At 61.7% G+C, this 24,072-nt stretch carries 25 protein-coding genes; 15 read left to right on the plus strand and 10 right to left on the minus strand.

The window, feature by feature from the left end; genetic code table 11:
* Together ASN89_RS29015 and ASN89_RS28675 are read left to right on the plus strand one after the other, a co-directional pair.
* A partial coding sequence (locus ASN89_RS29015; RefSeq protein WP_161911772.1) for a DUF5343 domain-containing protein occupies nt 1-653 on the plus strand: 653 nt, incomplete at its 5' end.
* Nucleotides 646-1,233 (plus strand): Swt1 family HEPN domain-containing protein, encoded by a 588-nt coding sequence (locus ASN89_RS28675; RefSeq protein ID WP_152988569.1) that lies wholly within the window; start codon nt 646-648, stop codon nt 1,231-1,233. The genes ASN89_RS29015 and ASN89_RS28675, both read left to right, overlap by 8 nt.
* Here ASN89_RS28675 and ASN89_RS29500 read toward each other — a convergent pair.
* On the minus strand, nt 1,138-1,344 hold the full coding sequence (locus tag ASN89_RS29500) for a DUF2837 family protein (protein WP_235501975.1): 207 nt from the start codon (nt 1,342-1,344) through the stop codon (nt 1,138-1,140). The genes ASN89_RS28675 and ASN89_RS29500 overlap by 96 nt on opposite strands.
* Nucleotides 1,345-1,792: 448 nt before the next feature.
* On the opposite strand from ASN89_RS29500, the gene ASN89_RS14520 reads away from it, so the two are divergent.
* A complete protein-coding gene (locus ASN89_RS14520; protein ID WP_046685140.1) occupies nt 1,793-2,248 on the plus strand; it encodes a tellurite resistance TerB family protein in 456 nt (151 codons plus the stop codon).
* Nucleotides 2,249-2,279: 31 nt separating this feature from the next.
* Here ASN89_RS14520 and ASN89_RS14525 read toward each other — a convergent pair whose 3' ends face one another.
* The 4 genes from ASN89_RS14525 to ASN89_RS14540 form a co-directional block, all read right to left on the minus strand.
* Nucleotides 2,280-2,804: a hypothetical protein gene (locus tag ASN89_RS14525; RefSeq protein WP_152988570.1), complete on the minus strand. Its 525-nt coding sequence runs from the start codon at nt 2,802-2,804 to the stop codon at nt 2,280-2,282.
* A 95-nt stretch (nt 2,805-2,899) separates the two neighbouring features.
* On the minus strand, nt 2,900-3,343 hold the full coding sequence (locus tag ASN89_RS14530) for a hypothetical protein (protein ID WP_058049742.1): 444 nt from the start codon (nt 3,341-3,343) through the stop codon (nt 2,900-2,902).
* Nucleotides 3,344-3,470: 127 nt separating this feature from the next.
* A complete protein-coding gene (locus ASN89_RS14535) occupies nt 3,471-3,920 on the minus strand; it encodes a hypothetical protein (protein ID WP_058049743.1) in 450 nt (149 codons plus the stop codon).
* A gap of 186 nt (nt 3,921-4,106) precedes the next feature.
* Complete coding sequence (locus tag ASN89_RS14540; RefSeq protein ID WP_161911773.1) at nt 4,107-4,847, minus strand: helix-turn-helix transcriptional regulator; 741 nt, start codon at nt 4,845-4,847, stop codon at nt 4,107-4,109.
* Between the two features lie 277 nt (nt 4,848-5,124).
* Here ASN89_RS14540 and ASN89_RS14545 point away from each other — a divergent pair, with 277 nt between their 5' ends.
* From ASN89_RS14545 to ASN89_RS14565, 5 genes are all read left to right on the plus strand, one after another.
* Entirely contained in the window at nt 5,125-5,808 is a 684-nt protein-coding gene (locus ASN89_RS14545; RefSeq protein ID WP_058049745.1) for a vWA domain-containing protein, read from the plus strand.
* 13 nt (nt 5,809-5,821) lie between these two features.
* Nucleotides 5,822-6,580: a PP2C family serine/threonine-protein phosphatase gene (locus tag ASN89_RS14550; protein ID WP_058049746.1), complete on the plus strand. Its 759-nt coding sequence runs from the start codon at nt 5,822-5,824 to the stop codon at nt 6,578-6,580.
* A 74-nt stretch (nt 6,581-6,654) separates the two neighbouring features.
* Nucleotides 6,655-8,928 (plus strand): hypothetical protein, encoded by a 2,274-nt coding sequence (locus ASN89_RS14555; RefSeq protein WP_058049747.1) that lies wholly within the window; start codon nt 6,655-6,657, stop codon nt 8,926-8,928.
* A gap of 9 nt (nt 8,929-8,937) precedes the next feature.
* Nucleotides 8,938-10,284: a toxin-antitoxin system YwqK family antitoxin gene (locus ASN89_RS14560; RefSeq protein WP_058049748.1), complete on the plus strand. Its 1,347-nt coding sequence runs from the start codon at nt 8,938-8,940 to the stop codon at nt 10,282-10,284.
* Nucleotides 10,269-11,639 (plus strand): toxin-antitoxin system YwqK family antitoxin, encoded by a 1,371-nt coding sequence (locus ASN89_RS14565; RefSeq protein ID WP_058049749.1) that lies wholly within the window; start codon nt 10,269-10,271, stop codon nt 11,637-11,639. Before ASN89_RS14560 ends, ASN89_RS14565 begins: the two co-directional genes overlap by 16 nt.
* A 136-nt stretch (nt 11,640-11,775) precedes the next feature.
* On the opposite strand, the gene nadB is transcribed toward ASN89_RS14565, so the two are convergent.
* Both nadB and ASN89_RS28680 read right to left on the minus strand, forming a co-directional pair.
* Complete coding sequence (nadB, locus tag ASN89_RS14570) at nt 11,776-13,389, minus strand: L-aspartate oxidase (RefSeq protein ID WP_046685149.1); 1,614 nt, start codon at nt 13,387-13,389, stop codon at nt 11,776-11,778.
* A 46-nt stretch (nt 13,390-13,435) separates the two neighbouring features.
* Nucleotides 13,436-13,615 carry a hypothetical protein gene (locus ASN89_RS28680; protein ID WP_128141598.1) on the minus strand — a complete coding sequence of 60 codons (180 nt, stop codon included), beginning with the start codon at nt 13,613-13,615 and terminating at the stop codon, nt 13,436-13,438.
* Between ASN89_RS28680 and ASN89_RS14575 the strand changes: the two genes are divergently transcribed.
* The 6 genes from ASN89_RS14575 to ASN89_RS14600 all read left to right on the plus strand — a co-directional run bounded on the left by ASN89_RS14575 (nt 13,595) and on the right by ASN89_RS14600 (nt 20,721).
* On the plus strand, nt 13,595-14,983 hold the full coding sequence (locus ASN89_RS14575; protein ID WP_058049757.1) for a TIGR03013 family XrtA/PEP-CTERM system glycosyltransferase: 1,389 nt from the start codon (nt 13,595-13,597) through the stop codon (nt 14,981-14,983). The genes ASN89_RS28680 and ASN89_RS14575 overlap by 21 nt on opposite strands.
* Nucleotides 14,983-17,031 carry an XrtA/PEP-CTERM system histidine kinase PrsK gene (gene prsK / locus ASN89_RS14580; RefSeq protein ID WP_058049750.1) on the plus strand — a complete coding sequence of 683 codons (2,049 nt, stop codon included), beginning with the start codon at nt 14,983-14,985 and terminating at the stop codon, nt 17,029-17,031. The genes ASN89_RS14575 and prsK overlap by 1 nt, the downstream gene beginning before the upstream one ends.
* A gap of 12 nt (nt 17,032-17,043) precedes the next feature.
* On the plus strand, nt 17,044-18,414 hold the full coding sequence (gene prsR, locus ASN89_RS14585) for a PEP-CTERM-box response regulator transcription factor (protein WP_058049751.1): 1,371 nt from the start codon (nt 17,044-17,046) through the stop codon (nt 18,412-18,414).
* 90 nt (nt 18,415-18,504) lie between these two features.
* The gene (locus ASN89_RS14590; RefSeq protein WP_046685153.1) at nt 18,505-18,948 is read left to right on the plus strand and encodes a hemerythrin domain-containing protein; all 444 of its coding nucleotides are present in this window, start codon (nt 18,505-18,507) and stop codon (nt 18,946-18,948) included.
* Between the two features lie 36 nt (nt 18,949-18,984).
* The gene (locus ASN89_RS14595; protein WP_058049752.1) at nt 18,985-19,938 is read left to right on the plus strand and encodes a hypothetical protein; all 954 of its coding nucleotides are present in this window, start codon (nt 18,985-18,987) and stop codon (nt 19,936-19,938) included.
* A 213-nt stretch (nt 19,939-20,151) separates the two neighbouring features.
* Nucleotides 20,152-20,721, plus strand: a complete 570-nt coding sequence (locus tag ASN89_RS14600; RefSeq protein WP_058049753.1) for a DUF1439 domain-containing protein — start codon at nt 20,152-20,154, stop codon at nt 20,719-20,721.
* A 7-nt stretch (nt 20,722-20,728) separates the two neighbouring features.
* Here the strand turns inward: ASN89_RS14600 and ASN89_RS14605 are convergent, their stop codons facing one another.
* Nucleotides 20,729-20,959 carry a hypothetical protein gene (locus tag ASN89_RS14605; RefSeq protein ID WP_058049754.1) on the minus strand — a complete coding sequence of 77 codons (231 nt, stop codon included), beginning with the start codon at nt 20,957-20,959 and terminating at the stop codon, nt 20,729-20,731.
* Nucleotides 20,960-21,197: 238 nt separating this feature from the next.
* On the opposite strand from ASN89_RS14605, the gene ASN89_RS14610 reads away from it, so the two are divergent.
* A complete protein-coding gene (locus ASN89_RS14610) occupies nt 21,198-23,246 on the plus strand; it encodes a M13 family metallopeptidase (protein ID WP_058049755.1) in 2,049 nt (682 codons plus the stop codon).
* A 45-nt stretch (nt 23,247-23,291) separates the two neighbouring features.
* On the opposite strand, the gene fdx is transcribed toward ASN89_RS14610, so the two are convergent.
* Nucleotides 23,292-23,624: an ISC system 2Fe-2S type ferredoxin gene (fdx, locus tag ASN89_RS14615; RefSeq protein WP_046685158.1), complete on the minus strand. Its 333-nt coding sequence runs from the start codon at nt 23,622-23,624 to the stop codon at nt 23,292-23,294.
* A 61-nt stretch (nt 23,625-23,685) separates the two neighbouring features.
* The coding region (locus tag ASN89_RS29020; RefSeq protein ID WP_058049756.1) for a DUF6331 family protein at nt 23,686-24,072 on the minus strand (387 nt) is incomplete at its 5' end.

A 24,072-nucleotide genomic window follows, 5' to 3' on the forward strand; every position in this document is an offset into this window, starting at 1 on the left:
CTATGGCGTCATTGCCTTATATTACTGCACCTGGAAACATTGAAAAAGCTTTTAATGGAATTAAGACGGCGGCGACTCCGGAGAGGATAACGCAGGATTTTGTGAAAACAATTCTAAAAATACCTGGCGGGTCTGGCGATCAAGTTACTGCTTTTTTAAAAAAGCTTGGATTTTCTAACTCTGATGGTACTCCGTCTGATATATATAAAAAATTCAGAAATGTTTCCTCATCAAAAAAAGCTGCTGCCGAGGCATTAAGATTTGCATACGCCCCTCTTTATAAGAGGAATGAGTATATGCATGAGCTTTCTGATGATCAATTAAAGGGATTGATTATAGAGGAAACAGGTCAGGGGCAGGATTCAGCACCTGTTGCTTTAGTTCTTTCCTCAATTAAGGCGATAAAGAAGTTTTGCGACTTCTCAAACGTTCATGCTAGTGATGTAATCGATAAGAAAAACGTGATTGAAGAGAATGTTCAAATCGGTAAGGTTAGGGAGGGTAATGATTTTTCTTTGCCTAGAAATGATTTGGGTTTTAATTTATCTTACACTATTAACTTGAACCTTCCTGCGACATCAGATATTGCAGTTTTCAATGCTATATTCAAAAGTTTGAAAGATAATTTGCTTAGCGGAGGAGGGAATGGCTAAGCTGGAAGATCATATTCGTTCATTTGGAATGTCAGGTTTTCTGTTGATTGATGAAGTGCGTAGTCTGGAGCAGAGGTACGGAATAGAATTAGGTCACGGTGTAAGATCTGTTCCAGAAGAGCAAGGCGAATATTATCCTCAGTTTGAACAAAGTGTTCGAGTGGAGGCTGCAAGGATGTCTCAATACTATGAGTTATTCTACTGTTTAGAGCAGGCAATTAGGAAATTAATATCGGAAACTTTAATTGATGCAACAGGTGCCATCTGGTGGCATAGCGGAAAAGTTCCTGCTGCTATAGTTAAGGATGTGAATGATCGAATTCAGCGAGAGGTGGATAGCGGATTGACACAGCGTTCGGAGTTTCAGATTGACTATACTACCTTTGGTGAACTATCGATGATAATTACATCGAACTGGGATTTATTCGGTACAATCTTCACCAGTAGACGTGCGGTAGAGAAAATTATGAGTATCCTAAACAATTTACGTGGCCCTATTGCTCATTGTTGCCCTATGGCTGAAGATGAGATTGTTCGCTTGCAACTTGCAGTAAAAGATTGGTTTCGAATTATAGGTTAAGTTTTTACATTTATATTTTTGTCGCCCCCCCACAATCACCACCGCCGCCGGCACCAGCAAAAACAGCGCAATGACCGTCCCCAGCAATCTACTCCCCACCAACCATACCACCGCGCGCCGGAATTGCGATTCTTCGATCTTGCATTCGATGACTTCATCCGTCGTGCCCGCACGGAATAGGCGAGGGTGCCGATGATGTGGATGATGAACGTCAGTGCGCAAATCAGCAGCAATTGCTTGTCCATCACAGCCTTGCAGTGAAGAAAATATAATTCCATGCTGCCACGGAATTATTTATTTTTTAACTGCAAATAAGATAATTTTATGTGATTGGGGTTTTGTGGTGGTTTGTGTGGAGTTGGACTGAATTTCACCCCAAGGCAGAAACTGGGGTCAGACCCGACGGGTCTGACCCCGGCCTTTGCCTGTGGGTGAGATAAATGCCGCAGTGAGCGTTTGACTGGTTTCCTTGCTTGTATTTCAAGCTTGCACCCTCAACTATCCCGGGTAGCGGCACGATTTTCCGCTCGACATGAACCAACCAACCCGGAGGTACGCCATGAGTTTCGATTCCTTTCTGTCCAAACTGAAGACCAAAGCTAGTGAGCTGAAAACCGAAGCGCTGAAGTACAAGAACAAGGATTTCCTGAACGCCGCGATGGCGGGATCGGCCCTGATCGCGATGGCCGACGGCAGCGTCAGCGCGGAAGAGAAGCAGAAAATGGTGAAGTTTATTGAAAGCAATGACGCGCTGTCCGTGTTTACCACCAGCGATGTGATCAAGGCTTTCCAGGAATATGTCGGCCAACTGGAGTTCGACAAGGATATCGGCGAAGCCAAGGCGTATCAGGCGCTGGGCAAGATGAAGTCGAATGTGGAGGCGTCGCGCTTGCTGGTGCGCATGATCATCGCCGTCGCTTCGTCGGACGGCAATTTCGACGCCAACGAGCAGCGCGTGGCCAGCAAGATCGCGCGTGAGCTGGGCTTGACCCCGGCGGAGTTCGAGCTGCAGTAAAGCCAGGCCGGCCGGCCCCGGCTGGCTGGACTTAACTCTTGTCCCACCAAGGCGGCGTGCCCGACGACCAGGGGCACGCCATTTCCACTTCGCTGATCCTGTAGCGGATCTCGATCACCTGGCCGGGGCTGAAGGGACCGCGTTTCCAGTCGCCGGAATCAAAGACGTAGCCTTTGCCCTTGATGCAAAGGCTGGTCGGATTGTTGCCGATGGGACCGGTCGAGTGCAGGGTGACGCGCACTTCGCCGTTGGCGTCCAGCGGGGCGTCGCCACCCATGAAGAGCGGATCCGAGCCGACGTCGCAGACAGTGGTGCTGCCTATCTTGCTGCAGTGCTTGATATACGTTTGCTGGCGCGCATTGGCCAGGTAATCGTCATGCCGCATCGGCTTGCCGTCGTCATAGGTAAAGCGCAGGACGACTTGCGTGGGCTCGCTGGCCGGATGGCGCGTGGTGCTGGTGCAGGCGGCGCTGACGAGGGCCAGCAAGGGCCAGGCCAGCAGGCGCAGGCCGCCGCGCAGCACGGTGAATATGGGATTACTGCGAGGTGTCTGCATTGCGCTCCATGGGCCGTTGCCATTCGTTTAAGAAATTTGGCGGCGATGATAGCACGCGATGGCAGCATCTGTGCCTGCCGCGCCTGTGCGCCGCCTCAGCGCGACGCCAGGCCGATGCTTTGCACGTGGTAGGGCACGATGTCGCCGCCGGACAGATTCTGCGCCGGCACCACCATCACCAGTTCGCCATCCACGCTGCCGTCATCGTTGTGGTCGATGCGCACTTTCAGCTGGCGGTCCAGCGCGACGAAGGCGTTGTGGTCGGTGGCGACGATGCGGTGCTCTTCCTGCTTGCCGATACGCGCATACATGACAGCGCCGGCAAGGCGCAGTTCCAGGGTGTCGCCACTCGACAGATCATAGGTGCCGACGAACTTCTTGCAGTCCTGGCGCATCATGTAGCGCGGGTGTTCGGGCACATCGATGCGCAGCGCGTTGCCCGGCACGGTGACAGTGTGCTCCGGTGGCAGGGTTTGCGCAGTGGTTGCCAGGCTGGCGGCAGCAAGGCACAGCAGTGTGCCCAGGATAATGGTTTTCATGTTGTTGTCCTCGTTGGTGGATGGCCTTTGGCGCATGATGCGGGCGAGAATGGGGCAGGAATCAGTCTAGGCGCGGTGTTGTGGCGTTATGGGCCGGTACTGTCTATGCCGGCCCGGGCTTGCCGCCTTAGCGCGAGGCCAGGCCCATGCTTTGCACGTGGGCAGGCATGATGGCGCCGCTGGCCAGTTTTTCGGCCGGCATCTGCATCAGCACTTCGCCACCCACGCTGCCATCGTTGCGCAAGTCGATGCGTATGGCCAGTTGCCTGTCCAGCGCCACGAAGCTGTGGCTGCCGCTGGCGACGATGCGGTGTTCCTCCTGATCGTCGATGCGCGCATACATGAGGGCGCCGACGTTGCCGATATTGCGCAGGTGGAGCACTTGCCCGTTCGACAGCTCATAGCCGCCGCGGAACGGGGCAAACGTTTCCGCATTCATGAAATGTCTTTGTGCCGGCAGTTCGATCGTCTGCAGGCGTCCGCCTGGAATGACGACGGTCTGGCTGTCGGGGAGCGATTGCGCATTTGCCAGCAGGGCGCAGACGCCCAGGGTGCCGGCCAGTATCCATGTTTTCATTTTTTTACCCATCCTTGAACTGTGGTGCCGTCCGCTGCCGGCGCGGCGATATGGTTGTCGATACCAGGGAAATCGAACCGGCTGGGCAGCACGCGCTGTGATGACTCTGGCAAGGTGCGGGCGACCGGTCTTGCCAGTGTAGGCAGGCAAGTTGTCCTGCACATCATCCGATCGGATGAGGCAGCCTCATGCGTCGAGCACGGCCAGGTGCGCCGTCGCGCCGTGGATCAGCGCGATCAGCTCGCCCTGGCGCCGCGTGTCTGTTTTCAGGTAGGTGTGATGCAGATGCGTCTTGACGGTGTTGACGCTGATGCCACCGCGCGCGGCGATTTCCTCGATGGTGGCGCCTTGCGCCAGTTCCTTGCCGACCAGCGCTTCGGCTTGCGTCAAGTCGAACAGCTGGCGCAAGGCAGTGGCGGACGTGCTCGCTTGTGCGGGGTCGCGCGCGATCAGCAGTGCGCATGGCGGCTGGCAGGCCGCGAGCAGGGTGATGGTCAAGGCCAGCGGCGTTTGCTGCTTGCGCATCAGGCGCAGCGACTGGCATTGCGATGGGCCGCTAGCACCGGCGCTGGCGATGACGAGACGCACAGCGCGTACGAGGGCGGGCGGCGCAGTGTGCGCCAATTGCGCCGCATGCAAGGCGTGGCCGGCGGGCGTGGCGAAGCGCAGCCCAAGGCCCGCATCGAGTACCAGCACGGCGGCGCCCATGGCGTCGAGCGCCGCCAAGGCGCAGCGGCTGGCCAATTGCGCCTCGCGCAGGCGCTGCTGCAAGCACAGGGCGCGTTGCAGATGCGGCAAGAGTTCCTGCCATTGCCGGCTGTTCAGGGCCGTGCTGTCGAGCTGCGGCCAGTCGTCCGTGCCGCAAGCCGTCTCGTACAAGGCGGCGATCAGTTCGCCCACATCCGCGCTTGCTGTAGCTGTGCCCATGCTTGTCCCCATAGCCTGATTACATCAGTGTGCCGCAGGCGTGCAGGTGCGGAACTGGGTAAGGGCGGTGTTGCGCAGCGATCTGCCCCACCTTTATGAGGAAGGGCTGGCCGCTGCCATCTGGCCTGGGCAACTATCAAGATAGTACAAAGACATCAGTGCTGCAATGGTTTGCAATAATATGGTTGGATAGTGTTCTGTAGGAAACTTGCACGGGCAAAACACGTCCATGATGTAAGATTCGCACTATGACCGATTTCACATTTACCGATAGCCCATGAGTTCAATAATGATTCCCGACGTCGCCCTAGTCGACAATACCGAACAACGCACACCGCTGGTGCTCGTGCTGGACTGCTCCGGCAGCATGGATGGCGAGCCCGTCGCCCTGCTGAACGAAGGTCTGGCCTTGCTGGAACAGGAACTCAAGTCCGACGTGATCGCCGCCAAGCGCGTGCGCATCCTGGTGATTCAATATGGCGCCCACGATGAAGCCGTGGTGGCCAGCAACTGGTGCGACGCCATGGATTTCACGGCGCCCCGCCTTGAAGCGAACGGCACCACGCCGACCGGCGCGGCCGTCGAGCTGGCCCTGGCCGAGATCGAGCAGGAAAAGCAGCGTTTCCGCCAGGCGGGCGTGGCCTACACGCGGCCGTGGCTGTTTTTGATGTCGGACGGCGAACCGACGGACCGCTGGCAGCATGGCGCCGAGCAGGCGCGCGCGGCGGAACAGTCGAACAAGGTGGCGATCTTCCCCATCGCCGTGGGCGACAACGCGAATATCGATTCCCTGGGGCAGTTTTCCAGTCGTGGCGAGCGGGGCGTGAAGCAGCTGAAAGGCTTGCAATTCCGCGAACTGTTCCTGTGGCTAAGTGCCAGCATGCAAGTGGTGTCGCAATCGCGTCCCGGTGCGCAGGCCCAGCTGGCCTCAACCGACGGCTGGTCTGTCGTGAATACGTGAAAGCCGCTGATTCATGGCGATAGTAAACAAGCAGTGGCGCGTATTCGGCGCCTCCGTCACGGGCAAGGCGCACCTGGATAAAGACATCCCTTGCCAGGATGCGCACGCGCACGCCGTCGTGGGCGACGTCCTGGTGGCCGTCGTCTGCGATGGCGCCGGTTCGGCCAGGCTCAGTGAACAGGGCGCGCAGTTTGTTGCCGCGCACACCGTGCAGGCGCTGGCCGGACGGCTGGAGCAGGGCGCCACCGTGCAGGATTTACATGACGGCGCGCTGGCCGGTACCCTGGCGCAGATCCGCGCGGCGCTGGACGATATCGCCCGCGCCGCCAATGCCACCCTCGACGATTACGCTGCCACTGTCGTTGGCGTGGTCATGGGAGCGGAGGCAGGCTTCTTTTTCCACCTGGGCGATGGCCTGGGCGTGGCGCAGCTGATTGATGGCGGCGAACTCATCTCGCTGCCCGCCAACGGCGAATACGCGAACGAAACCTACTTTATCAGCGCCGAGCGCTGGCGCGAACAGCTGCGCCTGCTGTGCATTCCCCGGTCCGTGCGCGGCGTGGTGCTGATGTCGGACGGTTGCATGCCCTTTGCCATGAGCAAGAACAATGCGGCCTTGTACGCACCGTTCATGGATGCCGTGCAAGGTTATCTGCTTACGGTCGACAGCGTGGAGTTGGGCAATACGGCGCTGGCGTCCACCCTGGCCGACCCGCGCACGCACCAGATCACGGGCGACGACAAGACCCTGCTGCTGGCCTTGCGCGCATGAGCCGGAAGCAGGGTGTGACACCGGGCCTGAGTCCGGGTGGAAAAATTTGGCTGGATAAAGTCCGCAGTTTGGTCTTGGGCAAACTGATTAAAAGCGGCGGCGCGGGCAGCGTGTATCTGTTGCCCGGCGCGCCCGCGCAGGTTGCCAAGCTGTATCATCCTCACCTGGACCGGGCCGCCAACCGGCGCAAGCTCGAAGCGATGCTGGAACTGACGCCCGAGCTGCCCGACCAGTTGGAAAACGGCAAGCGCTACGTGCAGATCGCGTGGCCGCAAGCGGCCGTGTTCGACGGCCAGGGCGGCTTTGCCGGCTTCGTCATGCCCCTGCTGGACATGGCGCAGACGGCCGAGCTGGAACAGATCATGCAGGAGCGGCAAGCGCGCGCGGCCGGCTTGCCCACGGGACTCGGCCCCAAGCTGACCTTGGCCGCCAACCTGGCCGCCGTCATCGACGCGCTGCATCAGCAACAGCATTACGTGGTCGATCTGAAACCCGTGAATCTGCGCTTTTACCGCGATTCGCTGTACATCGCCATGCTCGATTGCGATGGTTTCAGCATCCAGGGCCATGCCGAGCGATTTCCTGCCGAGCAATTCACGGCCGATTACCTTGCGCCGGAATTCCAGCGCAAGGGCATGCCGGCGGGCACGGAAATGGCGCAAGACCGCTTTGCGCTGGCCGTCGTCATCTTCCAGCTGCTCAACTTTGGCATCCACCCGTACAGCGGACGGCCCGGCAATGCGCAAGTGGCGACCGACATTCCCGGGCGTATCCGTGACGGCTGCTATGCGTATGGCGTCAAACGCCACAAGCAGCTGGCGCCGAACGCCACCAGCGGCCACGCGCTGATGCCTCCTGAACTGCGCGCCATGTTCGACCGCGCGTTTTCCCAGTCTCCCAAACCGCAGCGGCCCTCGGCGGCCGACTGGGCGCAGTTGCTGCGCGGCTATGCGCAGCGCAGCGGCGGCAAGCTTGTCGTGTGTACCGCCAATCCCGAGCACCAGCATTTCGCGGGCCTCGGCTGCGCAGCGTGTGCGCGCGACAAGGTCATCGGTGCGGCAGCGCAAGCGTCCGTGCTCGCGCAGCAACAGATGCTGGCGCAGTCCCAGCCACGGCAGCGCAGCGCGCGCGGCGCGCACCATACGGCGCCGGGGCAGGCGCCCGTGCGGCTGCCTGCGGGCGGTGCGCAGGCCAATGCGGTCGGCATTTCAGGCAAGGGCTGGGCCGTGGTGGTGCTGCTGATCGTGCTGTTCCTGATCGGCTTTACGGCCTGGACCTCATCGTCCGATGAAGTCAACAAGAAGGCAAGCTTGCAGGCTCAAGCGGACCAGGCGGCTGGCCTGGAAGTATTTCGTTGGCGCTCGCGCAAGGCGGCCGGTTTCCAGCAGTCGGACGCGCGCAAGGCCGTGCACAGCCTGTCGCAAGCGATCAGCAAGGGCGATGATGACGCTGTCACGCGCGGCTTGCAGCTGTTGTACCGCTCCGGGGAGGGAAAATCCTCGGGTTACGAGGGTGACAAGGTGCGTGCCCGCTTGCGTACCACCTTGATGGAAGGCTTGGGCGCGATGCCCTTCTATGCTCCCGAATTGGCGAAGACCTATCTTGACCAATTGCAAGCCGATCCGCGCGACCACCTGGCGGCGGCGGCCATGGGCCGCATGCACCTGAGCCTGAACGAACCGCAGGCGGCGCGCCAGTATTTCGAGCAAGCCGTGTGGGCCCACCCGACTGATGGCGTGTCCTGGCTGGGCATCGCCGCCACGGCCCTGATGCGCGGCGGCGACGAACAGGATGCCGTCAACTTGGTGGCGCTGGCGCAGTTGACGGCCTACCGCTATGCGGTGGAAAACGCCATGCCGACGGAACCGGGCGAGCCGGCCGACAATGGCGTTGCCGCCACGGCGAAGCGCATGGACCGGGCCGCCAAGGTGCTGCGCATGGTCCAGGCTGGTTCCTACGAGAAGCGCTGGGACAAGGCGCTGGCCGATGGCGCGCTGCTGGCGTCCAAACTCAAGGCCTTGCCGCCGTTGCCGGATCAGCCTGCCAGTGTGCTGCGCGAGACGATGACGACGGTGGATTATGGCGTGCTCGACGAAAAGCAGGCGGCGGGCGAAAATCGTTTGACCCTGTCGATTGCCGCCGACGGCAGCCTGACGTACGCGGCGGCGGAAAAGCCGATGGAACCCCAGTTGAACAAGGTGATACAGGATAGCGTGAAGCGCTGGACCTATTTGCCGGCCGTCAAGCATGGCCAGTTACAGGATGCCAAGGCGGAAGTGTTGGTGCGCTACCGCAATGGCCGGGCCAGCTTTGTGCCGGCCGAGGCGCGTGTTTCCGTGGAAGATTAAAGGAATCGTATGAAAATCAAGACTCTATGCGCGCTGCTTGGCGCTTCCTTGCTGTGGCCCGCGCTGTCGCAGGCGCAGATCGTGCAGCGCCAGGTGTTCACGGCGATTGCCGGCGAACAAGACAGCGAAGGCGCCGACGTGCTGACGGTGGCGGGCGGCACGGCTTGCGGCGGCCGGCAGGTGCGCATGGATGCGCGCTCGGTCGGGCTGGACGATGCACCGTATGAAGCAATGAAAGGCCGGCTGGCCAGGCAGATCCGCAGCAAGACGCCCATGCTCGTCACCCTGAAAAAATGCCCAGAGGATGAAAGCGTGCCCATCGTGCGGCAGATCGCCGCCTGCACGCCAGCGGCCTGCGCCGACGGCCGGGCGCGGTTGTACCTGCACGAGCGTTTCTTCCCTATCGAGCAGGAAAAGGCGCCAAACGTGTTGCTGTTGCCTTTGCCGAAAGGCAAGCTGCCGGGTACGTGGAAGGTGGACATTTACAGCGTGGCCGGCCACAAGCTGCGCCTGTCGGGCCAGGTCAACCACGCCGACTATGCGCAGGGTGAACTGGTGGGCGGCTACACCTATTATTACCCGGATGGCCAGATCGAAAAACAGGTGCCGCAAGATGCCAAGGGCCGGCAGCAGGGCGTGGCCAGCAGCTACTATCCTGACGGTACGCTGGAATCGCGCAGCCAATGGCGCGACGGTATGCCGGAAGGCATGCAGCGCAGCTATCACAGCACGGGCAAGCTGCGCGAAGCCGTGGAATTTCGCAATGGCGGCCAGGTTGACGGCACATTCGATACCTTTGATGCCAATGGCAAGCTGAAGACACGCCAGACCATGCGCGATGGCAAGCTGGAAGGCGAACTCATTACGTATTTTCCTGACGGTAAAGTTTCCAGCCGCACGCAAATGAGCAAGGGCAAGTACCACGGTCTGGCCACCTATTACCATCCGGATGGCGCCGTGCGCTCCACCATGACAATGCTCATGGACTTGCCGACGGGCGAAGCACTGGAATTTTATCCAGATGGCAAGGTGCAAGCGCGCCAGCAGTATGCCGGGAATGGGGCGCTGCTCAAGGTCCAACGCTACAGCCCGCAAGGCGTGCTGGTGCTGGAAAGAAACTGGGACAAGCAACTGCGCGAACAGGGCACGTCGCGCTCGTGGTACGAGAACGGCAAGCCGGAGCAAGCCATCGACTACGTGAACGACCGGCGCGACGGCTGGAGCCGCAGCTGGCACGAGGATGGCAGTTTGAAGGGCGAATGCCAGTATGTGGCCGGCAAGGCCCAGGGCGCATGCGGCGAAGCGCCGCCAGCGCCGGAACTGCAGCGCAAGGAGCAGGCATGGCGCGCATTGTGAAGCGCCTGCTTGGCGTCATGCTGCTGTTGCCGGCGCTGGCCCACGCCGAGATCGAACAGCGGCAAGTGGTCACCGCGATCAAGCCCGAGTCCGGCAAGGGCGGTGGCGATGTGCTGACCCTGGCCAGCGAGGATGGCTGCGGCGGGCGGCAGGTGCGCATGGATGCCGTGTCCGTGGGCCTGGACGCGCAGCAGTACGCCGCCATGAAGCGGCAATTGGCCAAGCTGATACGCGACAGGACGCCGTTGTTGATGCGTATCAAATTCTGCCCTGCGCCGGGTAATGTGGGTGCGCTCGCCATGCCGGATGTCGGTAAGCTGGGCGGCTGCGAGCCGCAAGCCTGTGCCGATGGCAAGGCGCGCTTGTACCTGAATCACAATCTGACGCGCGGCGAAGTCAAGGAGCATGCGCGCTATGCGCTGGTCGTGCCGCTGCCGCCAGGCAAGACGCCCGGCACCTGGCAAGTCGAGGTGGTGCACGCGCGCGAAGGCGAGCCGAAGCGGTTGATTGGCCAGGTCAACGATCCCGATTACCTGCGCGGCAGGCTGGTGGGCAACTACAGCATGTACTACCCGCATGGACAGGTCGAGATGCAGGTGGAGCAGGATGGCCGTGGCGTGCAGGAAGGTGTGCAGACCCTGTATCGTCCTGACGGCCAGATTTCCATGCGCAACACGTGGCGCAATGGCGTGCAGGAGGGAGAACAGCGGACCTATCACGATACGGGCAAGCTGAACGAGGTCAGCCAGTACGAAAACGGCGCCCGCGCCGATGGCCTGGTGGAAACTTTCGACAAGGATGGCAAGCTGCGCACGCGCATGACCCAGGTCAAGGGCCAGACGGAGGGCGAGCTGCTGCTGTTTTATCCGGACGGTAGCGTGGAAAGCCGCAGCCAGTACGTGAATGGCATCCAGGCAGGACCGAGCACCGGCTATTTCCCGGATGGCAAGGTGCAGCGGACAACGCAGTACGTGGACGACAAGCCCGTGGGCGACAGCGTCGAATATTATCCGGATGGCAAAGTGGCCAGCAAGCGCACGCACAGCGGCCACTACGTCTTGCGCAGCGAACAGCGCTTCAGCCGAGCCGGCATATTGCTCGTGCACAAGCAGTGGAACGCGGGCGGCCGCGAGGCGGGCGCATTGCGTTCCTGGTATGCCGATGGCAAGCCGAGGCAGTTGATCGAGTATGTCGATGGCGAGCGCCATGGCTGGACGCGGCACTGGCGGGAAGATGGCGGGCTGGAGAGCGAGTGTAGGTATGTGGCGGATGAGGCGCAGGGAGAGTGTACTGGCGATTCGGCCAGGTTTTCTTACACGGAAGATGGCATCGAGTTTGACATATCTGAGCCTTGACGCGCATTGACCTGCATGCAAGCTGCTATTGTCACTTCACTGCAGGTAAAGAGCCGGGGTCAGACCCGGCGGGTCTGACCCCAGATTTGCGCCAGTAGAATACTGTCGCTGTCTAAGATATATTGGTGAGAAACAATTACCTATGCGGCGGCGTCAGCACGCTGGCAATCGCCTTCGGCAAGGTCTCGGGATAATCGCGGCTGAAGTGCAGGCCGCGGCTTTCGCGGCGGGACAGGGCGCTGTTGACGATCATCGAGGCCACATCGACGAGATTGCGCAGTTCCAGTAAATCGTGCGTGATGCGGAAGTTGCGGTAGTACTCGTCGATTTCTTCCTTCAGCAGGGCGATGCGGTGCTGGGCCCGCTCCAGACGCTTGGTGGTGCGCACGATGCCCACGTAATTCCACATGAAGCGGCGTAGCTCGTCCCAGTTGTGTGAAATCACCACTTCCTCGTCCGCATCCGTGACGCGGCTTTCATCCCAGTCGGGCAGATACGGCGTGCCCAGCTTTTCCTTGCTTTCGATATCCTGCGCGCAGGCGCGGCCGATGACGATGCATTCCAGCAAAGAGTTCGACGCCAGGCGGTTCGCGCCATGCAGGCCCGTGCAAGCCGTCTCGCCGACCGCATACAGGCCCGGCAAGTCGGCGCGGCCGGCCAGGTCCGTCACGACGCCGCCGCACGTGTAGTGGGCGGCCGGCACGATGGGGATAGGCTGCTTGGTGATGTCGATGCCCAGTTCCAAACAGCGCGCGTAAATCGTCGGGAAGTGTTCGATGAGGAATTCCGCCGGCTTGTGGCTGATGTCCAGGTGTACGTAGTCGAGGCCGCGTTTCTTGATCTCGAAGTCGATGGCGCGCGCCACCACGTCGCGCGGCGCCAGTTCGGCCCGCTCATCGTGCGCCAGCATGAAGCGCTGGCCTGCCGCCGCGCCCGCTTCGGGCGGCAATTTCAGCAAGCCACCTTCGCCACGGATGGCTTCGGTGATCAGGAACGATTTCGCATACGGGTGATACAAACACGTGGGATGGAACTGGATGAATTCCATGTTCGACACGCGGCAGCCGGCGCGCCAGGCCATGGCGATGCCGTCGCCGCTGGCCGTGTCCGGGTTGGTGGTATATAAATACACCTTGCCGGCGCCGCCCGTGGCCAGCACGGTGTGCTCGGCGGCAAACGTCAGTACTTTACCCGTTTGCTCATCCTGCACGTACAAGCCGTGGCAATGCGGTTGCGCGTTGCGCTGGGTCGGCTTCATGCCCAGCTTGTCGGAGGTGATCAGGTCGATGGCGCAATGGTGTTCGAACAGGCTGATGTTCGGATGGGCGCGCACCTTTTCTTCCAGGGTCACTTGCACGGCGTGCCCGGTGGCGTCGGCCGCGTGGATGATGCGGCGCTGGCTGTGTCCGCCTTCGCGGGTCAGGTGGAAGCCCAGCTCGGCCGTGGCGTCGCGCGTAAATGGCACGCCTTGCTCGATCAGCCATTCGATCGCTTCGCGGCCGTGCTCGACGATGTAGCGCGTGGCACTCTCGTCGCACAGGCCGCCGCCGGCGATCAGGGTGTCTTCGATGTGCTGCTCGTGGCTGTCGCCCGAGTCCAGCACGGCCGCGATCCCGCCTTGCGCCCAGTTGCTGGCGCCATCGAGCAGCGCGCGTTTGGAAATGATCGCGACGGTGCGCGTCTCAGCTAAATGCAGTGCAACCGATAAACCCGCCAGGCCACTGCCGACAATCGCTACATCAAATTTCATGACATTTATCTTTTTTTAGGGGAAGCATACTATATGCCATTTCCCCTCATTCGGTAATGTATTGAGATAAATTCTGCAAGTGAAAGATAGCTGGGGCTGTAGCTTGTGGCGCATCAATATCTTCTTGGAACAGTTCGCCATGATGGCAAGACCAGCAGCGGGCCGCCTTGCGCGCGGCCTGATGCTTTTTGCCGCAGGGGGAACCATGATCCGCATCTTCAGCCATTACGTCTCGAAAACAGCGTTTATCTTGCTGTTGCTGGAAATCCTGATCCTGCTGCTGTCGGCCACCTTGACGTCCTTGCTGTGGCTGGCCGATGGCAGCCGCCTGGTGCGGGCGAGCGAGGTCTACCTGTCGTCCTCGATCTTTGCGCTGGTCATCGTTCTGAGCATGAGCGCGCTGGGCATGTACCAGCACCGCTCGCGCGAAGACATCCGCAACACTTTATTACGCATCCTGCCGTCGTTTGCGCTGGGTTTTGCCGTGCTCAGCGTCTTGATCCGGTTTATTCCTTCCTTGCATTTCGGACGCGGCAGCGTACTGATCTTCGGCCTGGGGGCCATCGGCGTGCTGCTGGCGCGTCTGGTGGTATTCAAATCCTCGCAATCGGCGCTGATGAAAGGCCGGCTGATCCTGGTGGGCGGCGGGGTGCTGGCGCGCGAATGCATGGATTTGGCGGCCAGCAAGATTGGTTTCCACCAGTTTACGGTCGTCGGCTGCGTCGATGTGGCGGGCGAGCAATGCTGCGTGCCGGCCTCGGCCTTGCTGCCGGCCGGACCGTCCCTGCTGGCCACGGCCCAGCGCCATGCCGCGCATGAGATCGTCGTGTCCGTCAGCGACCGGCGCAATGGCGCGTTTCCTGCCAAGCAACTGTTGGAATGCGCGCTGGGCGGCGTGAAAGTGATCGACGCGGCCACGTTTTTCGAGCGCGAAGCGTGCCAGATCCGCATCGACTCATTACAACCGAGCTATCTGATCTATGGCGGCGGCTTCGACCAGAGTTTTTTCCGCGCCGCCTCGAAGCGTTTGTTCGACCTGGCGGCCAGCGCAGTCATCTGCCTGGCGGCGCTGCCCGTGATGCTGGTGACGGCACTGTGCATCCGCCTGGAAGACGGCGGCCCCGTGTTTTACCAGCAAGAAAGGGTGGGGCGCGACGGCCAGCCTTTCAAGGTGCTGAAATTTCGCAGCATGCGCTGCGACGCCGAGCGCGACGGCACGCCCATCTGGGCGCTGGCCAACGATACGCGCATCACGCGCGTGGGCAATCTGATCCGCAAGCTGCGCATCGACGAGCTGCCGCAGATGCTCAATGTATTTCGCGGCGAGATGAGCTTCGTGGGACCGCGCCCCGAGCGCGCCTATTTTGTCGAGCAATTGAAGGAACAAGTGCCGTACTACAACATTCGTCACAGCATCAAGCCTGGCATCACGGGCCTGGCGCAGGTGCGCTACCAGTATGGCGCTTCCGTCGACGATGCCGTCAAGAAGCTGCAATACGATTTGTATTATGTGAAAAACAATAGCCTGTTCCTCGACTTGCTGATTTTGCTCGATACGGTGCAGGTGGTGCTGTTTGGCAAGGGCAGCCGGTGATGCGGGACCAGTTGGACTGGCTGGCGGCGCCCGACGCGGCGGCTCTCAGCCATGGCCTGGCGTCGCTGGCCTTTTTCGTGCTGGCGCTGCTTTTGATCAGCAACTGGCGCGCGCGGCAGAACGTGCGCGCCTTGCTGGTGGCGTGCCTGGCGACAGGCGGCTGGGCCACGGGCACGGTGGTGCTGGTACTGCTGGGGCAGCGCATCGCGCTGGCTGGCGACGCGCTCGAATTGCTGCGCACCCTGGCCTGGCTGGTGTTTTTGCTGCTGCTGATCGAACCGTCGCGGTCACGCTTGCGTCTCGTGCTGGCTGGCATCGTCCTTACGGCGCTGGCACCGTGGCTGCTCTCCATGGCTTCATCCTGGCTGGCGCTGCCTTTGCCGGCGCGCATCATCGCCAGTGTCTGCCGGCTGCTGCTGGCCGTGCTGGGCATGTTGCTGGTGGAACAGTGGTACCGCAACACGCCGCCCTTGAAACGCTGGGGCATCAAGTTTGCGTGCCTGGGCGTGGGCGGCCTGTTCGCCTACGATTTCTATCTGTACAGCGACGCCTTGCTGTTTCGCGCGGTCAACGATGACATCTGGGCCGCGCGCGGCATCGTCGACGCCCTGTGCGCGCCGCTGCTGGCCGTCTCGGCCGCGCGCAATCCGGGCTGGGCGCTGGGCTTGTCCGTCTCGCGCCAGATGCTGTACCGCTCGGCCGCCTTGCTGGGCTCAGCCATCTACCTGCTGGCGATGGCGGCCAGCGCCTATTACTTGCGCTACTTTGGCGGCACCTGGGGTTCATTGATGCAGATGGCTTACCTGGGCGGCGCGGCCTTGCTGCTGGCGGGCGTGCTGTTTTCCGGCAGCCTGCGCGCCAAGCTCAAGGTGTACATCAATAAACATTTTTACAATGCCATCTTCGATTACCGCGAGGAATGGCTGAGATTTACGCGCGCGCTGTCGGAAGATGGTCCGGCCTTGGGCGAACGCACGATACAGGCCATGGCGCAGTTGGTGGAAAGCCGCGCCGGCGCGCTGTGGATCTTGCGCGAACAGGGCCAGTTTGCTCCGGCCGCCAGCTGGAACTGGCCGCCGAGCACGTGGAGCGAGCCGGCGCTTGGCCCCCTGTGCCAGTTCCTGGAAGCAAGGCTATGGGTGATCGACGTGCCGGACTGCCAGCACAATCCGCGCGCGTATGGCGGCTTGCGCTTGCCGCCCGCACTGCTGGCGCTGCCCGGCGTGTGGCTGCTGGTGCCCTTGATGCTGCATGGCCAGCTGTTCGCCTTTGTCGCGCTGGCGCGGCCCCGCACGCACATCAGTTTGAACTGGGAAATCCGCGACGTGCTGAAAATTGCTGGCAGCCAGGCCGCCAGCTACCTGGCCCACCGCGAATCGCTCGATACCTTGACGGTGGCGCGCCAGTTCGACTCGTTCAACCGCATGTCCACCTTCATCGTGCACGACCTCAAAAACCTTGTGTTTCAATTATCCCTGTTACTGAGCAATGCGGAAAAGCACCGCGCCAATCCCGCTTTCCAGGAAGACATGCTGGGCACCCTCGACCATTCCGTGCAGAAAATGAAGACCTTGCTGCAGAAGCTGGCGCGCGGCGAGGCGCCGGAAGCGCCCGCGCCATTGCTGCTCGACGGCTTGCTGCGCCAGGCCGTGGCCGCCAAGGCCAGCCTGGCGCCGGCGCCCCGGCTGGAAATCGTCGATGGCGAGCTGACGGTGCTGGCCAACCGCGCGCGGCTGGAACGGGTGCTGGGCCACTTGATCCAGAACGCCATCGAAGCGACGGCCAGCGACGGCAAGGTGGCCGTGCGGCTGCGGCGCGAACAGCATACGGCCGTCGTCGAGCTCGACGATACGGGGCAGGGCATGAGCGAACAATTCATTCGCGAACGTTTATTTAAACCGTTCGACACAACCAAGACGGCGGGCATGGGCATCGGCGTGTTCGAAAGCCGCGAATACTTGCGCGAAGTGGGCGGCAGCCTGGAAGTGCGCAGCGAGCCGCTGGTGGGCACGACGTTTCGCGTGGTCCTGCCGCTGCATGCGGCATAGCAAAGGAATGCCATGGGCAAACAAAAACTGCTGGTCATCGAAGACGATCCCGGCTTGCAAAAGCAGTTGCACTGGAGTTTTGACGGCTATGAAGTCTTGCTGGCGGGCGAGCGCGAGGCGGCGCTGGCGCTGGTGCGGCGCCACCAGCCTGCCGTGGTGACGATGGACCTGGGCTTGCCGCCCGACCCGGACGGCGCCACGGAAGGCCTGGCCACCCTGCAGCAAATCCTCGCGCTGGCGCCGGACACGAAAGTCATCATCCTGTCTGGCAACCAGGAGCGCGCGCATGCCTTGAAAGCCATCGCCCTGGGCGCCTACGATTTCCACCAGAAGCCGTTCGAGGCCGACATGCTGGGCCTGGTCATCGCCCGCGCGTTTTATCTGCACGCGATGCAGCAGGAAAACCGCCGCATGCTGCAGACCCAGGCGGACTCGCCGCTGGCCGGCATCGTCAGCCGCGACCCGGGCATGCTGAAACTGTGCCGCAGCGTGGAAAAAGTGGCGCCCTCGTCGGCCAGTGTGATGCTGCTGGGCGACTCGGGCAGCGGCAAGGAACTGATCGCGCGGGGACTGCATGCGCTGTCGAGCCGCCATGCGCAACGCTTCGTTGCCATCAATTGCGCGGCCATCCCTGAAAACCTGCTGGAAAGCGAGCTGTTCGGCTATGAGCGGGGGGCGTTTACGGGCGCGGCGCGGCAAACCCTGGGCAAGATCGAACTGGCCCACGGCGGTACTTTCTTTCTCGATGAAATCGGCGACATGCCGATGGGGCTGCAGGCGAAGCTGCTGCGCTTCCTGCAGGAGCGGATCATCGAGCGCGTCGGCGGGCGCGCCGAGATCGCCGTCGACGTGCGCATCGTCTGCGCCACGCACCAGGATTTGAAGGTGCTGGCGGAGCAGGGACGTTTCCGCGAAGACCTGTTTTACCGCCTCAGCGAAATCGTGCTGCGCATTCCGCCGCTGCGCGAGCGGGCCGGCGATGCGGCCTTGCTGGCCCACCATTTCAAGAACAAGTTCTGCGCCAGCGAAGGGCGCAGCAATCTGCATTTCAGCACCGGCGCGCTGCAGCTGATCGAAAGCTATGGCTGGCCCGGCAATGTGCGCGAAGTGGAAAATTGCATCAAGCGGGCCGTCATCATGAGCGACGGGCCGCAGATCGCCGCCGACGACTTGGGCCTGCCCGCCAGCGCCCAGGCAGCGCCCCAGGATGAACCGCTGAACCTGCGCCAGGCCCGCGACGGGGCCGAATACAAGGTGATGGTGCGCGCGCTGGCGCGGGCCGACGGCAATATCGCCAAGGCGGCCGAGCTGCTGGGCGTGAGCCGGCCCACCTTGTACGACCTGATGGGCCATCACGGCATCAAGTCGCAGGTTAATAGCTGAGTGTATTAAAAATCAAGATTGTGTAAGGCGTCGCACATACGCTGGCGCCGCCATGGCGCATCCTTGCCTCATCCACAACAAGGAGGCGCCATGAACGCGATCACATTATTGATGCAGGACCACAAGGCCGTCAAAGCCCTGTTTGCCCAATATGAAGGCTTGAGCGACCGCTCATTTGCCACCAAGAAAAAACTGGCCGACCAGATCTGCCAGGAACTCACCGTGCACACGCAGCTGGAAGAAGAAATTTTCTACCCGGCCGTGCGCCGTCCCATCCACGACGGCGACCTGATGGATGAGGCTCTCGTCGAGCACGCCAGCGCCAAGGAGCTCATCGCGCAAATCGCCGCGATGGACCCGGCCGACGACCTGTACGACGCCAAGGTCAAGGTGCTGTCCGAGCAGATCGAGCACCACGTCAAGGAAGAAGAGGGCGACATGTTTCCCAAAGTGCGCGAGACGGCCGTCGACCTGGACGCGCTGGGCCAGGAAATGGCCGCGCGCAAGGAACAGCTGACGGGCGTGGCCGTCTGAACGGCTTAAAAAAATCAACAACCAAGGGAGTATTCCATGCAAGCTACACAATTGTCCGCGTCGGACCTGAACAACCCGGGCGTCTCCTGGGGCGCCGTGCTGGCGGGCGCTGCCGCCGCGGCCGCCTTGTCCTTCATCCTGCTGATCCTCGGCGTGGGCTTGGGCCTGTCGTCCGTGTCGCCGTGGTCGTTCAACGCGACGGCCATCGGCGTGTCGACCATCGCCTGGCTGGCCTTCATGCAACTGGCCGCCTCCGGCATCGGCGGCTACATGGCGGGCCGGCTGCGCGTGAAATGGAGTTCCATCCACACGGATGAGGTGCATTTCCGCGATACGGCGCACGGCTTGCTGGCCTGGGCCGTGGCCACCCTGATCACCGTGGCCGTGCTGGCCGGCGGCACGCGCGCCGTACTGAGCGGCGCCATCGACGCGGGCAGCGGCGTGGCGGCTGCCGTTGCACCCGCAGCGGCAGCGGGCGCAGGCGCCGCCGGTGCTGCAGGCGCTGCAGGCGCCCAGCAAGGCGAGGGCGGCGGCGCCAATCCGCTCGACTATTTCTCGGACATGCTGCTGCGCGCCGCACCGGCTGCACCTGCCGCCACCACCGGCGCCCTGGCAGCGCCCTCGGCCAATGCCGGCACGGCCGACCAGCGCGTGGAGATCGGCAGGATTTTCGCAACAAGCCTGTCCACGGGCAGCTTGGCCGCCGACGACCGCGCCTACTTGGGCCAGGTCGTGGCCAGCCGCACGGGCTTGACGCAGGCCGAAGCGGAAGCACGGGTCGACGCCGTCTACGGCCGCGCAGCCAAGGCCGCCGCCGATGCCAAGGCGCGTGCCCAGCAGGCGGCCGACACGGCCCGCAAAGCTGGCGCCCACACGGCATTGTGGATGTTCGTCGCCTTGCTGCTCGGCGCTTTCGTTGCCAGCCTGGCGGCAACGTTTGGCGGCCGCCAGCGCGACCATGAGCGCGTGCTGCGCCACGTCACCATCTGAACCCCTATATCTATATATAAATCAAGGAGTCTGCCATGCGTTCCATCCTCTTGCTGCTGCTGGGCATTCCATTGCCCATCGTCATACTGATCGCCCTGTTCGTACGCTGACCAGGCCAATCCAGGAACCGGCGCCCGCTGCAAGGTGGGGCCGGTTTTTGCGTGAAAGCGGGCGCATGTGTAAGATGGCGCCATCTTTCCACCGAGACTATTCATGAACGTGACCACCATCCGTCCCTTGCTGAAAACCGCCGCCATCGCCGCCTTTGCCTGCACTGTGCTGGCCTCGTGTTCCACCCTGATCGGCCCGCGCGACGTGAATGTGTCGCTGAGCAAGATGCAGCAAGGCCTGGAGCGACGCTTTCCCATCGACAAGCGCGTGCTGTCCGTGCTGGACGTCAAGCTGACCCACCCGCAACTGTCCTTGCAGCCCGAGCGCGAAAGAGTCGCCCTCAGCGTGGACGCCAGCGTCCTGCCGCCGTTCATACGCCAGAGCTGGCGCGGCAGCCTGGCCATGTCGGGCCGTTTGGTGCTGGACGCCCAGCGCAACGCCGTCTACCTGAGCGAAGCGAGCGTGGACAAGGTGACCATCGACGGCATGGATGAAGCCCAGCAACGCCAGTTCGCCAAGGTGGCCAGCCTGGTGGCCGACCAGCTCATGCATGAAACGCCGATCTACACCTTCAAGCCCGACGAACTGCGCTATGCGGGCGTGCAATTCGTGCCGACGCAGCTCAGGACCACCAGCAATGGACTGACGGTGACGTTCGAGCCGGTGAAGTAGGCCAGGCTTAGAATACGGGCGAGCCGATTTGCGTTGCCGTGTTGTTGCGCGGCGACGCTTCTTCATGGAACAGGTCAGCCAGGTATTCGCACAGCGCATCTGCTTGAATATCGTCTGGAACAATGAAATCGGCGGGCCGGCGTTTGCCTTCCGTGCCGAGATAGTATGCGCGCCATGCTCCCGGATTTCCCCGGACGGCAATCAGCGTGCCGAAAATATTGAATCTGCATTCCTGCATCAAACTTCTCCCGTCAAAGTGCCAGGCAAAGCGATATGCTCGCGGCGAGTATGGCTATTGCTAAATGGTAACATTTGCGGATCATCGTCGTCTTAAGGCGTGCTGCAGCACCTGTCGGATCACTGGACTTGTTTAACGGACATTGTTTCCCCGCAGGCAGGCGGACTATAATCCTGCCTCCCATGCCTGGACACAGCATGTTCCCCAACATGAAGTTAAAACAATTAAAGGAATCTTCGTGAAACGCTCACTCATCAGCGCAGCTTGCTGCGCCTTGCTCGCCTTATCCTCGCCCTCGCTGTACGCCCAGCAAGGCGCTACCGCCGCCGCGCCCGTCTCCGGCATCGACCTGAAAACCTTGGACCCGGCCGTCAGCCCGAAGGATGACTTCTACGGCTACGTCAACGGCGTGTGGACCCGCAATACGGAAATCCCGGCCGACAAATCCGTCTGGGGCACGTATATCGAATTGCGCGAAATCGCCCAAGGCCAGTTGCGCGGCCTGATCGACGCCACCGTGAAAAACCCTGGCAAGCCAGGCAGCGAAGCGCACAAGATCGCCGACCTGTACACGAGCTTCATGAACGAGAAGGCGCGCAATGCGGCCGGCTTCAAGCCCCTGCACGCCGAACTGGCCCGCGTCGCCGCCGTCAAGGACAAGAAAGACTTGCCGGCGCTGCTGGCCTATCTGCAAGGCAATGGCGTGGCGACGCCGTTTTCCGCCTATGTCGCGCCCGATGCGCAAGACCCCGAGCAGTACACGGTCAACATCAGCCAGTCCGGCCTGGGCTTGCCTGACCGCGATTACTACTTGAAGGACGACGACGCCAAGCTGCAAGCCGTGCGCGCCAAATACCTCAAGCATATCGAAACCATGCTGGCCATGAGCGGCGACAAGGCCGCTGCCGAACATGCGGCGCAGATCCTCGACATCGAAACGCGCCTGGCGGCAGTGCAGTGGACGCGCGTGCAGATGCGCGATCCCGTGAAATCGTACAACCGCGTCGATTTCGACAAATTCGCGGCACTGGCGCCGGCCTTCGACTGGAACGCCTACTTTACGGCCGCCGGCCTGGCGCCCAAGGCCTCGTCGGCCGTGGTGCGCCAGCCCAGCTTCATGACAGGCTTTTCCGAGACCTTGGCCGCCGTGCCGCTGGCATCGTGGAAGAGCTACCTGAACTGGCGCATCATCGAAAGCTACGCTTCCTACCTGGACAGCACGACCGTCAAGGAACGTTTCGCCTTCGACGGCACGGTGCTGCGCGGCGTGCCGCAAAGCGAACCGCAGTGGCAACTGGCGCTGCGCTTCACGGATAACGCCATCAGCGACGCCGTCGGCAAGCGCTACGTCCAAATGTATCTGCCGCCGGAAACCCGGCCCCGCGTGATGGCCATGTTCGACAATTTCGTCGCCTCGTTCAAGGATGGCATCGAACAGCTCGACTGGATGGGTCCGGAAACCAAGAAGGAAGCCCAGCTCAAGCTGGCCGCCCTGAAGCCGAAGATCGCCTACCCGGATACCTGGCGCGACTACAGCAGCATGAAAACGCAGCCGAATGACCTGATCGCCAACGTGCGCGCCTCGCGCGTGTGGAGCCGCCAGCAAAACCTGGCCAAGCTGGGCAAACCGGTCGACCGCGACGAATGGTCGATGACGCCGCAAACCGTCAACGCCAGCTACAGCCCGGCCCTGAACGCCATCACGATTCCCGCCGCCATTTTGCAGCCGCCATTCTTCAACGTGAAGGCGGAAGACGCCGTCAATTACGGCTTGCTGGGCATCACCTTCGGTCATGAAATCAGCCATGCCTTCGACGATTCCGGCAGCCAATATGATGCCAAGGGCCGTCTGCGCAACTGGTGGACGGCGCAAGACCGCACGGCCTTCAAGGCGCTGGCAGCAGGCCTCGTCAAGCAATACGGCGCCTACAGCCCCGTGCCTGGCTACCACATCAATGGCGAGCTGACCCTGGGTGAAAACATCGGCGACAATTCCGGCCTGTCGATCACCTACAAGGCGTACCAGCGTTCGCTGGGCGGCAAGCCATCGCCCGTCATCGATGGCTTGACGGGCGAACAGCGCCTGTACATCGGCTTTGCGCAGAAATGGCGCGCGAAATTGCGTCCCGAAGCGGCCATCGCCCAGATCAAGAGCGACCCGCATTCGCCTGGCGAATTCCGCGCCAAGGGCACGGTGAAAAACCAGCCCGGCTTCTACGAAGCGTTCGGCATCAAGCCGGGCGACCCGATGTACCTGCCGCCCGAGCAGCGCGTGATCATGTGGTAAATCACGTGGTAAACCCGTAGGGTAGTTGGGCAACCGCGCCGGGGACTATTCCTTGGCGTGGTTGAGCGTGTACCTGGGCAGCTCGACTGTCAGGTCTTCCTGCGCCAGGCGCGCCTGGCACGACAGGCGCGAGTGGGGCTGCAAGCCCCAGGCCTGGTCGAGCATGTCTTCTTCATTGTCACCCAGTTCGTTGAGTGTATCGAAACCCTGCACCACGATCACGTGGCAGGTGGAACAGGCGCCCACCTGGCCGCAGGCGTGTTCGATGTCTATTTTGTTGAGCAGCAAGGCGTCGCAAATGCTCATGTTCTGCGGCGCGTCGATGACGGCGCCGTCGGGGGCCAGCTCGGGATGGGGCAGGACGGTGATTTTTGGCATGTGGGATTCTCCTCGGTTATCCTTCAATGCCGTCACTGTGGACCTTCCCGCCTTGGCAAGGTCAAGCCCCTGCGGCATCCTGCGCGACGATGCACTCGTCTAGATGCTCGAGCAATTGCAGGAACACGCGTTTATCCGCGTAGTGATTCATCGTGTTACTCAGCAATACATCGCTGGCGGCCGCGGCCACGGCGCTGCGGGCCTGCACGCAGGCGGCATGCAGTTGCGTGCGATCGAGTTCCAGCAGCGCCGTATCGACGGCTTCCCGCGTGAAGTCGTAGGCATCCATGCCGCAGCAGCCGGCGACACAATGGGTTTCCAGCAGGCAGATCAGCGGCCACAGTTCCCCCAGCAAGGCATCGATGTCGATGGCTTGCTCATAGCGGCCGTCAAGACCGATGAATTCGATCCATGCATCGTCGCCGATCTGGATATCGTATTGGCGGTT

Origin of the sequence: Janthinobacterium sp. Ant5-2-1 (genome assembly GCF_001445815.1) — a bacterium.
In the GTDB taxonomy this organism is placed as follows: domain Bacteria; phylum Pseudomonadota; class Gammaproteobacteria; order Burkholderiales; family Burkholderiaceae_D; genus Janthinobacterium; species Janthinobacterium lividum_E.

What these genes read in the sequence shown, in the direction of transcription:
- fdx (WP_046685158.1), bottom strand. Translation starts at nt 23,624, where the DNA reads ATGCCAAAAATCACCGTCCTGCCCCATCCCGAGCTGGCCCCCGACGGC.
- ASN89_RS14540 (WP_161911773.1), bottom strand. Translation starts at nt 4,847, where the DNA reads ATGGGCACAGCTACAGCAAGCGCGGATGTGGGCGAACTGATCGCCGCC.
- ASN89_RS14545 (WP_058049745.1), top strand. Translation starts at nt 5,125, where the DNA reads ATGAGTTCAATAATGATTCCCGACGTCGCCCTAGTCGACAATACCGAA.
- ASN89_RS14535 (WP_058049743.1), bottom strand. Translation starts at nt 3,920, where the DNA reads ATGAAAACATGGATACTGGCCGGCACCCTGGGCGTCTGCGCCCTGCTG.
- ASN89_RS14605 (WP_058049754.1), bottom strand. Translation starts at nt 20,959, where the DNA reads ATGCAGGAATGCAGATTCAATATTTTCGGCACGCTGATTGCCGTCCGG.
- ASN89_RS28680 (WP_128141598.1), bottom strand. Translation starts at nt 13,615, where the DNA reads ATGGCTGAAGATGCGGATCATGGTTCCCCCTGCGGCAAAAAGCATCAG.
- ASN89_RS14560 (WP_058049748.1), top strand. Translation starts at nt 8,938, where the DNA reads ATGAAAATCAAGACTCTATGCGCGCTGCTTGGCGCTTCCTTGCTGTGG.
- ASN89_RS14525 (WP_152988570.1), bottom strand. Translation starts at nt 2,804, where the DNA reads ATGCAGACACCTCGCAGTAATCCCATATTCACCGTGCTGCGCGGCGGC.
- ASN89_RS14595 (WP_058049752.1), top strand. Translation starts at nt 18,985, where the DNA reads ATGCAAGCTACACAATTGTCCGCGTCGGACCTGAACAACCCGGGCGTC.
- nadB (WP_046685149.1), bottom strand. Translation starts at nt 13,389, where the DNA reads ATGAAATTTGATGTAGCGATTGTCGGCAGTGGCCTGGCGGGTTTATCG.
- ASN89_RS14575 (WP_058049757.1), top strand. Translation starts at nt 13,595, where the DNA reads ATGATCCGCATCTTCAGCCATTACGTCTCGAAAACAGCGTTTATCTTG.
- ASN89_RS14600 (WP_058049753.1), top strand. Translation starts at nt 20,152, where the DNA reads ATGAACGTGACCACCATCCGTCCCTTGCTGAAAACCGCCGCCATCGCC.
- ASN89_RS14565 (WP_058049749.1), top strand. Translation starts at nt 10,269, where the DNA reads ATGGCGCGCATTGTGAAGCGCCTGCTTGGCGTCATGCTGCTGTTGCCG.
- ASN89_RS28675 (WP_152988569.1), top strand. Translation starts at nt 646, where the DNA reads ATGGCTAAGCTGGAAGATCATATTCGTTCATTTGGAATGTCAGGTTTT.
- ASN89_RS14590 (WP_046685153.1), top strand. Translation starts at nt 18,505, where the DNA reads ATGAACGCGATCACATTATTGATGCAGGACCACAAGGCCGTCAAAGCC.
- ASN89_RS14530 (WP_058049742.1), bottom strand. Translation starts at nt 3,343, where the DNA reads ATGAAAACCATTATCCTGGGCACACTGCTGTGCCTTGCTGCCGCCAGC.
- ASN89_RS14520 (WP_046685140.1), top strand. Translation starts at nt 1,793, where the DNA reads ATGAGTTTCGATTCCTTTCTGTCCAAACTGAAGACCAAAGCTAGTGAG.
- prsK (WP_058049750.1), top strand. Translation starts at nt 14,983, where the DNA reads ATGCGGGACCAGTTGGACTGGCTGGCGGCGCCCGACGCGGCGGCTCTC.
- prsR (WP_058049751.1), top strand. Translation starts at nt 17,044, where the DNA reads ATGGGCAAACAAAAACTGCTGGTCATCGAAGACGATCCCGGCTTGCAA.
- ASN89_RS14550 (WP_058049746.1), top strand. Translation starts at nt 5,822, where the DNA reads ATGGCGATAGTAAACAAGCAGTGGCGCGTATTCGGCGCCTCCGTCACG.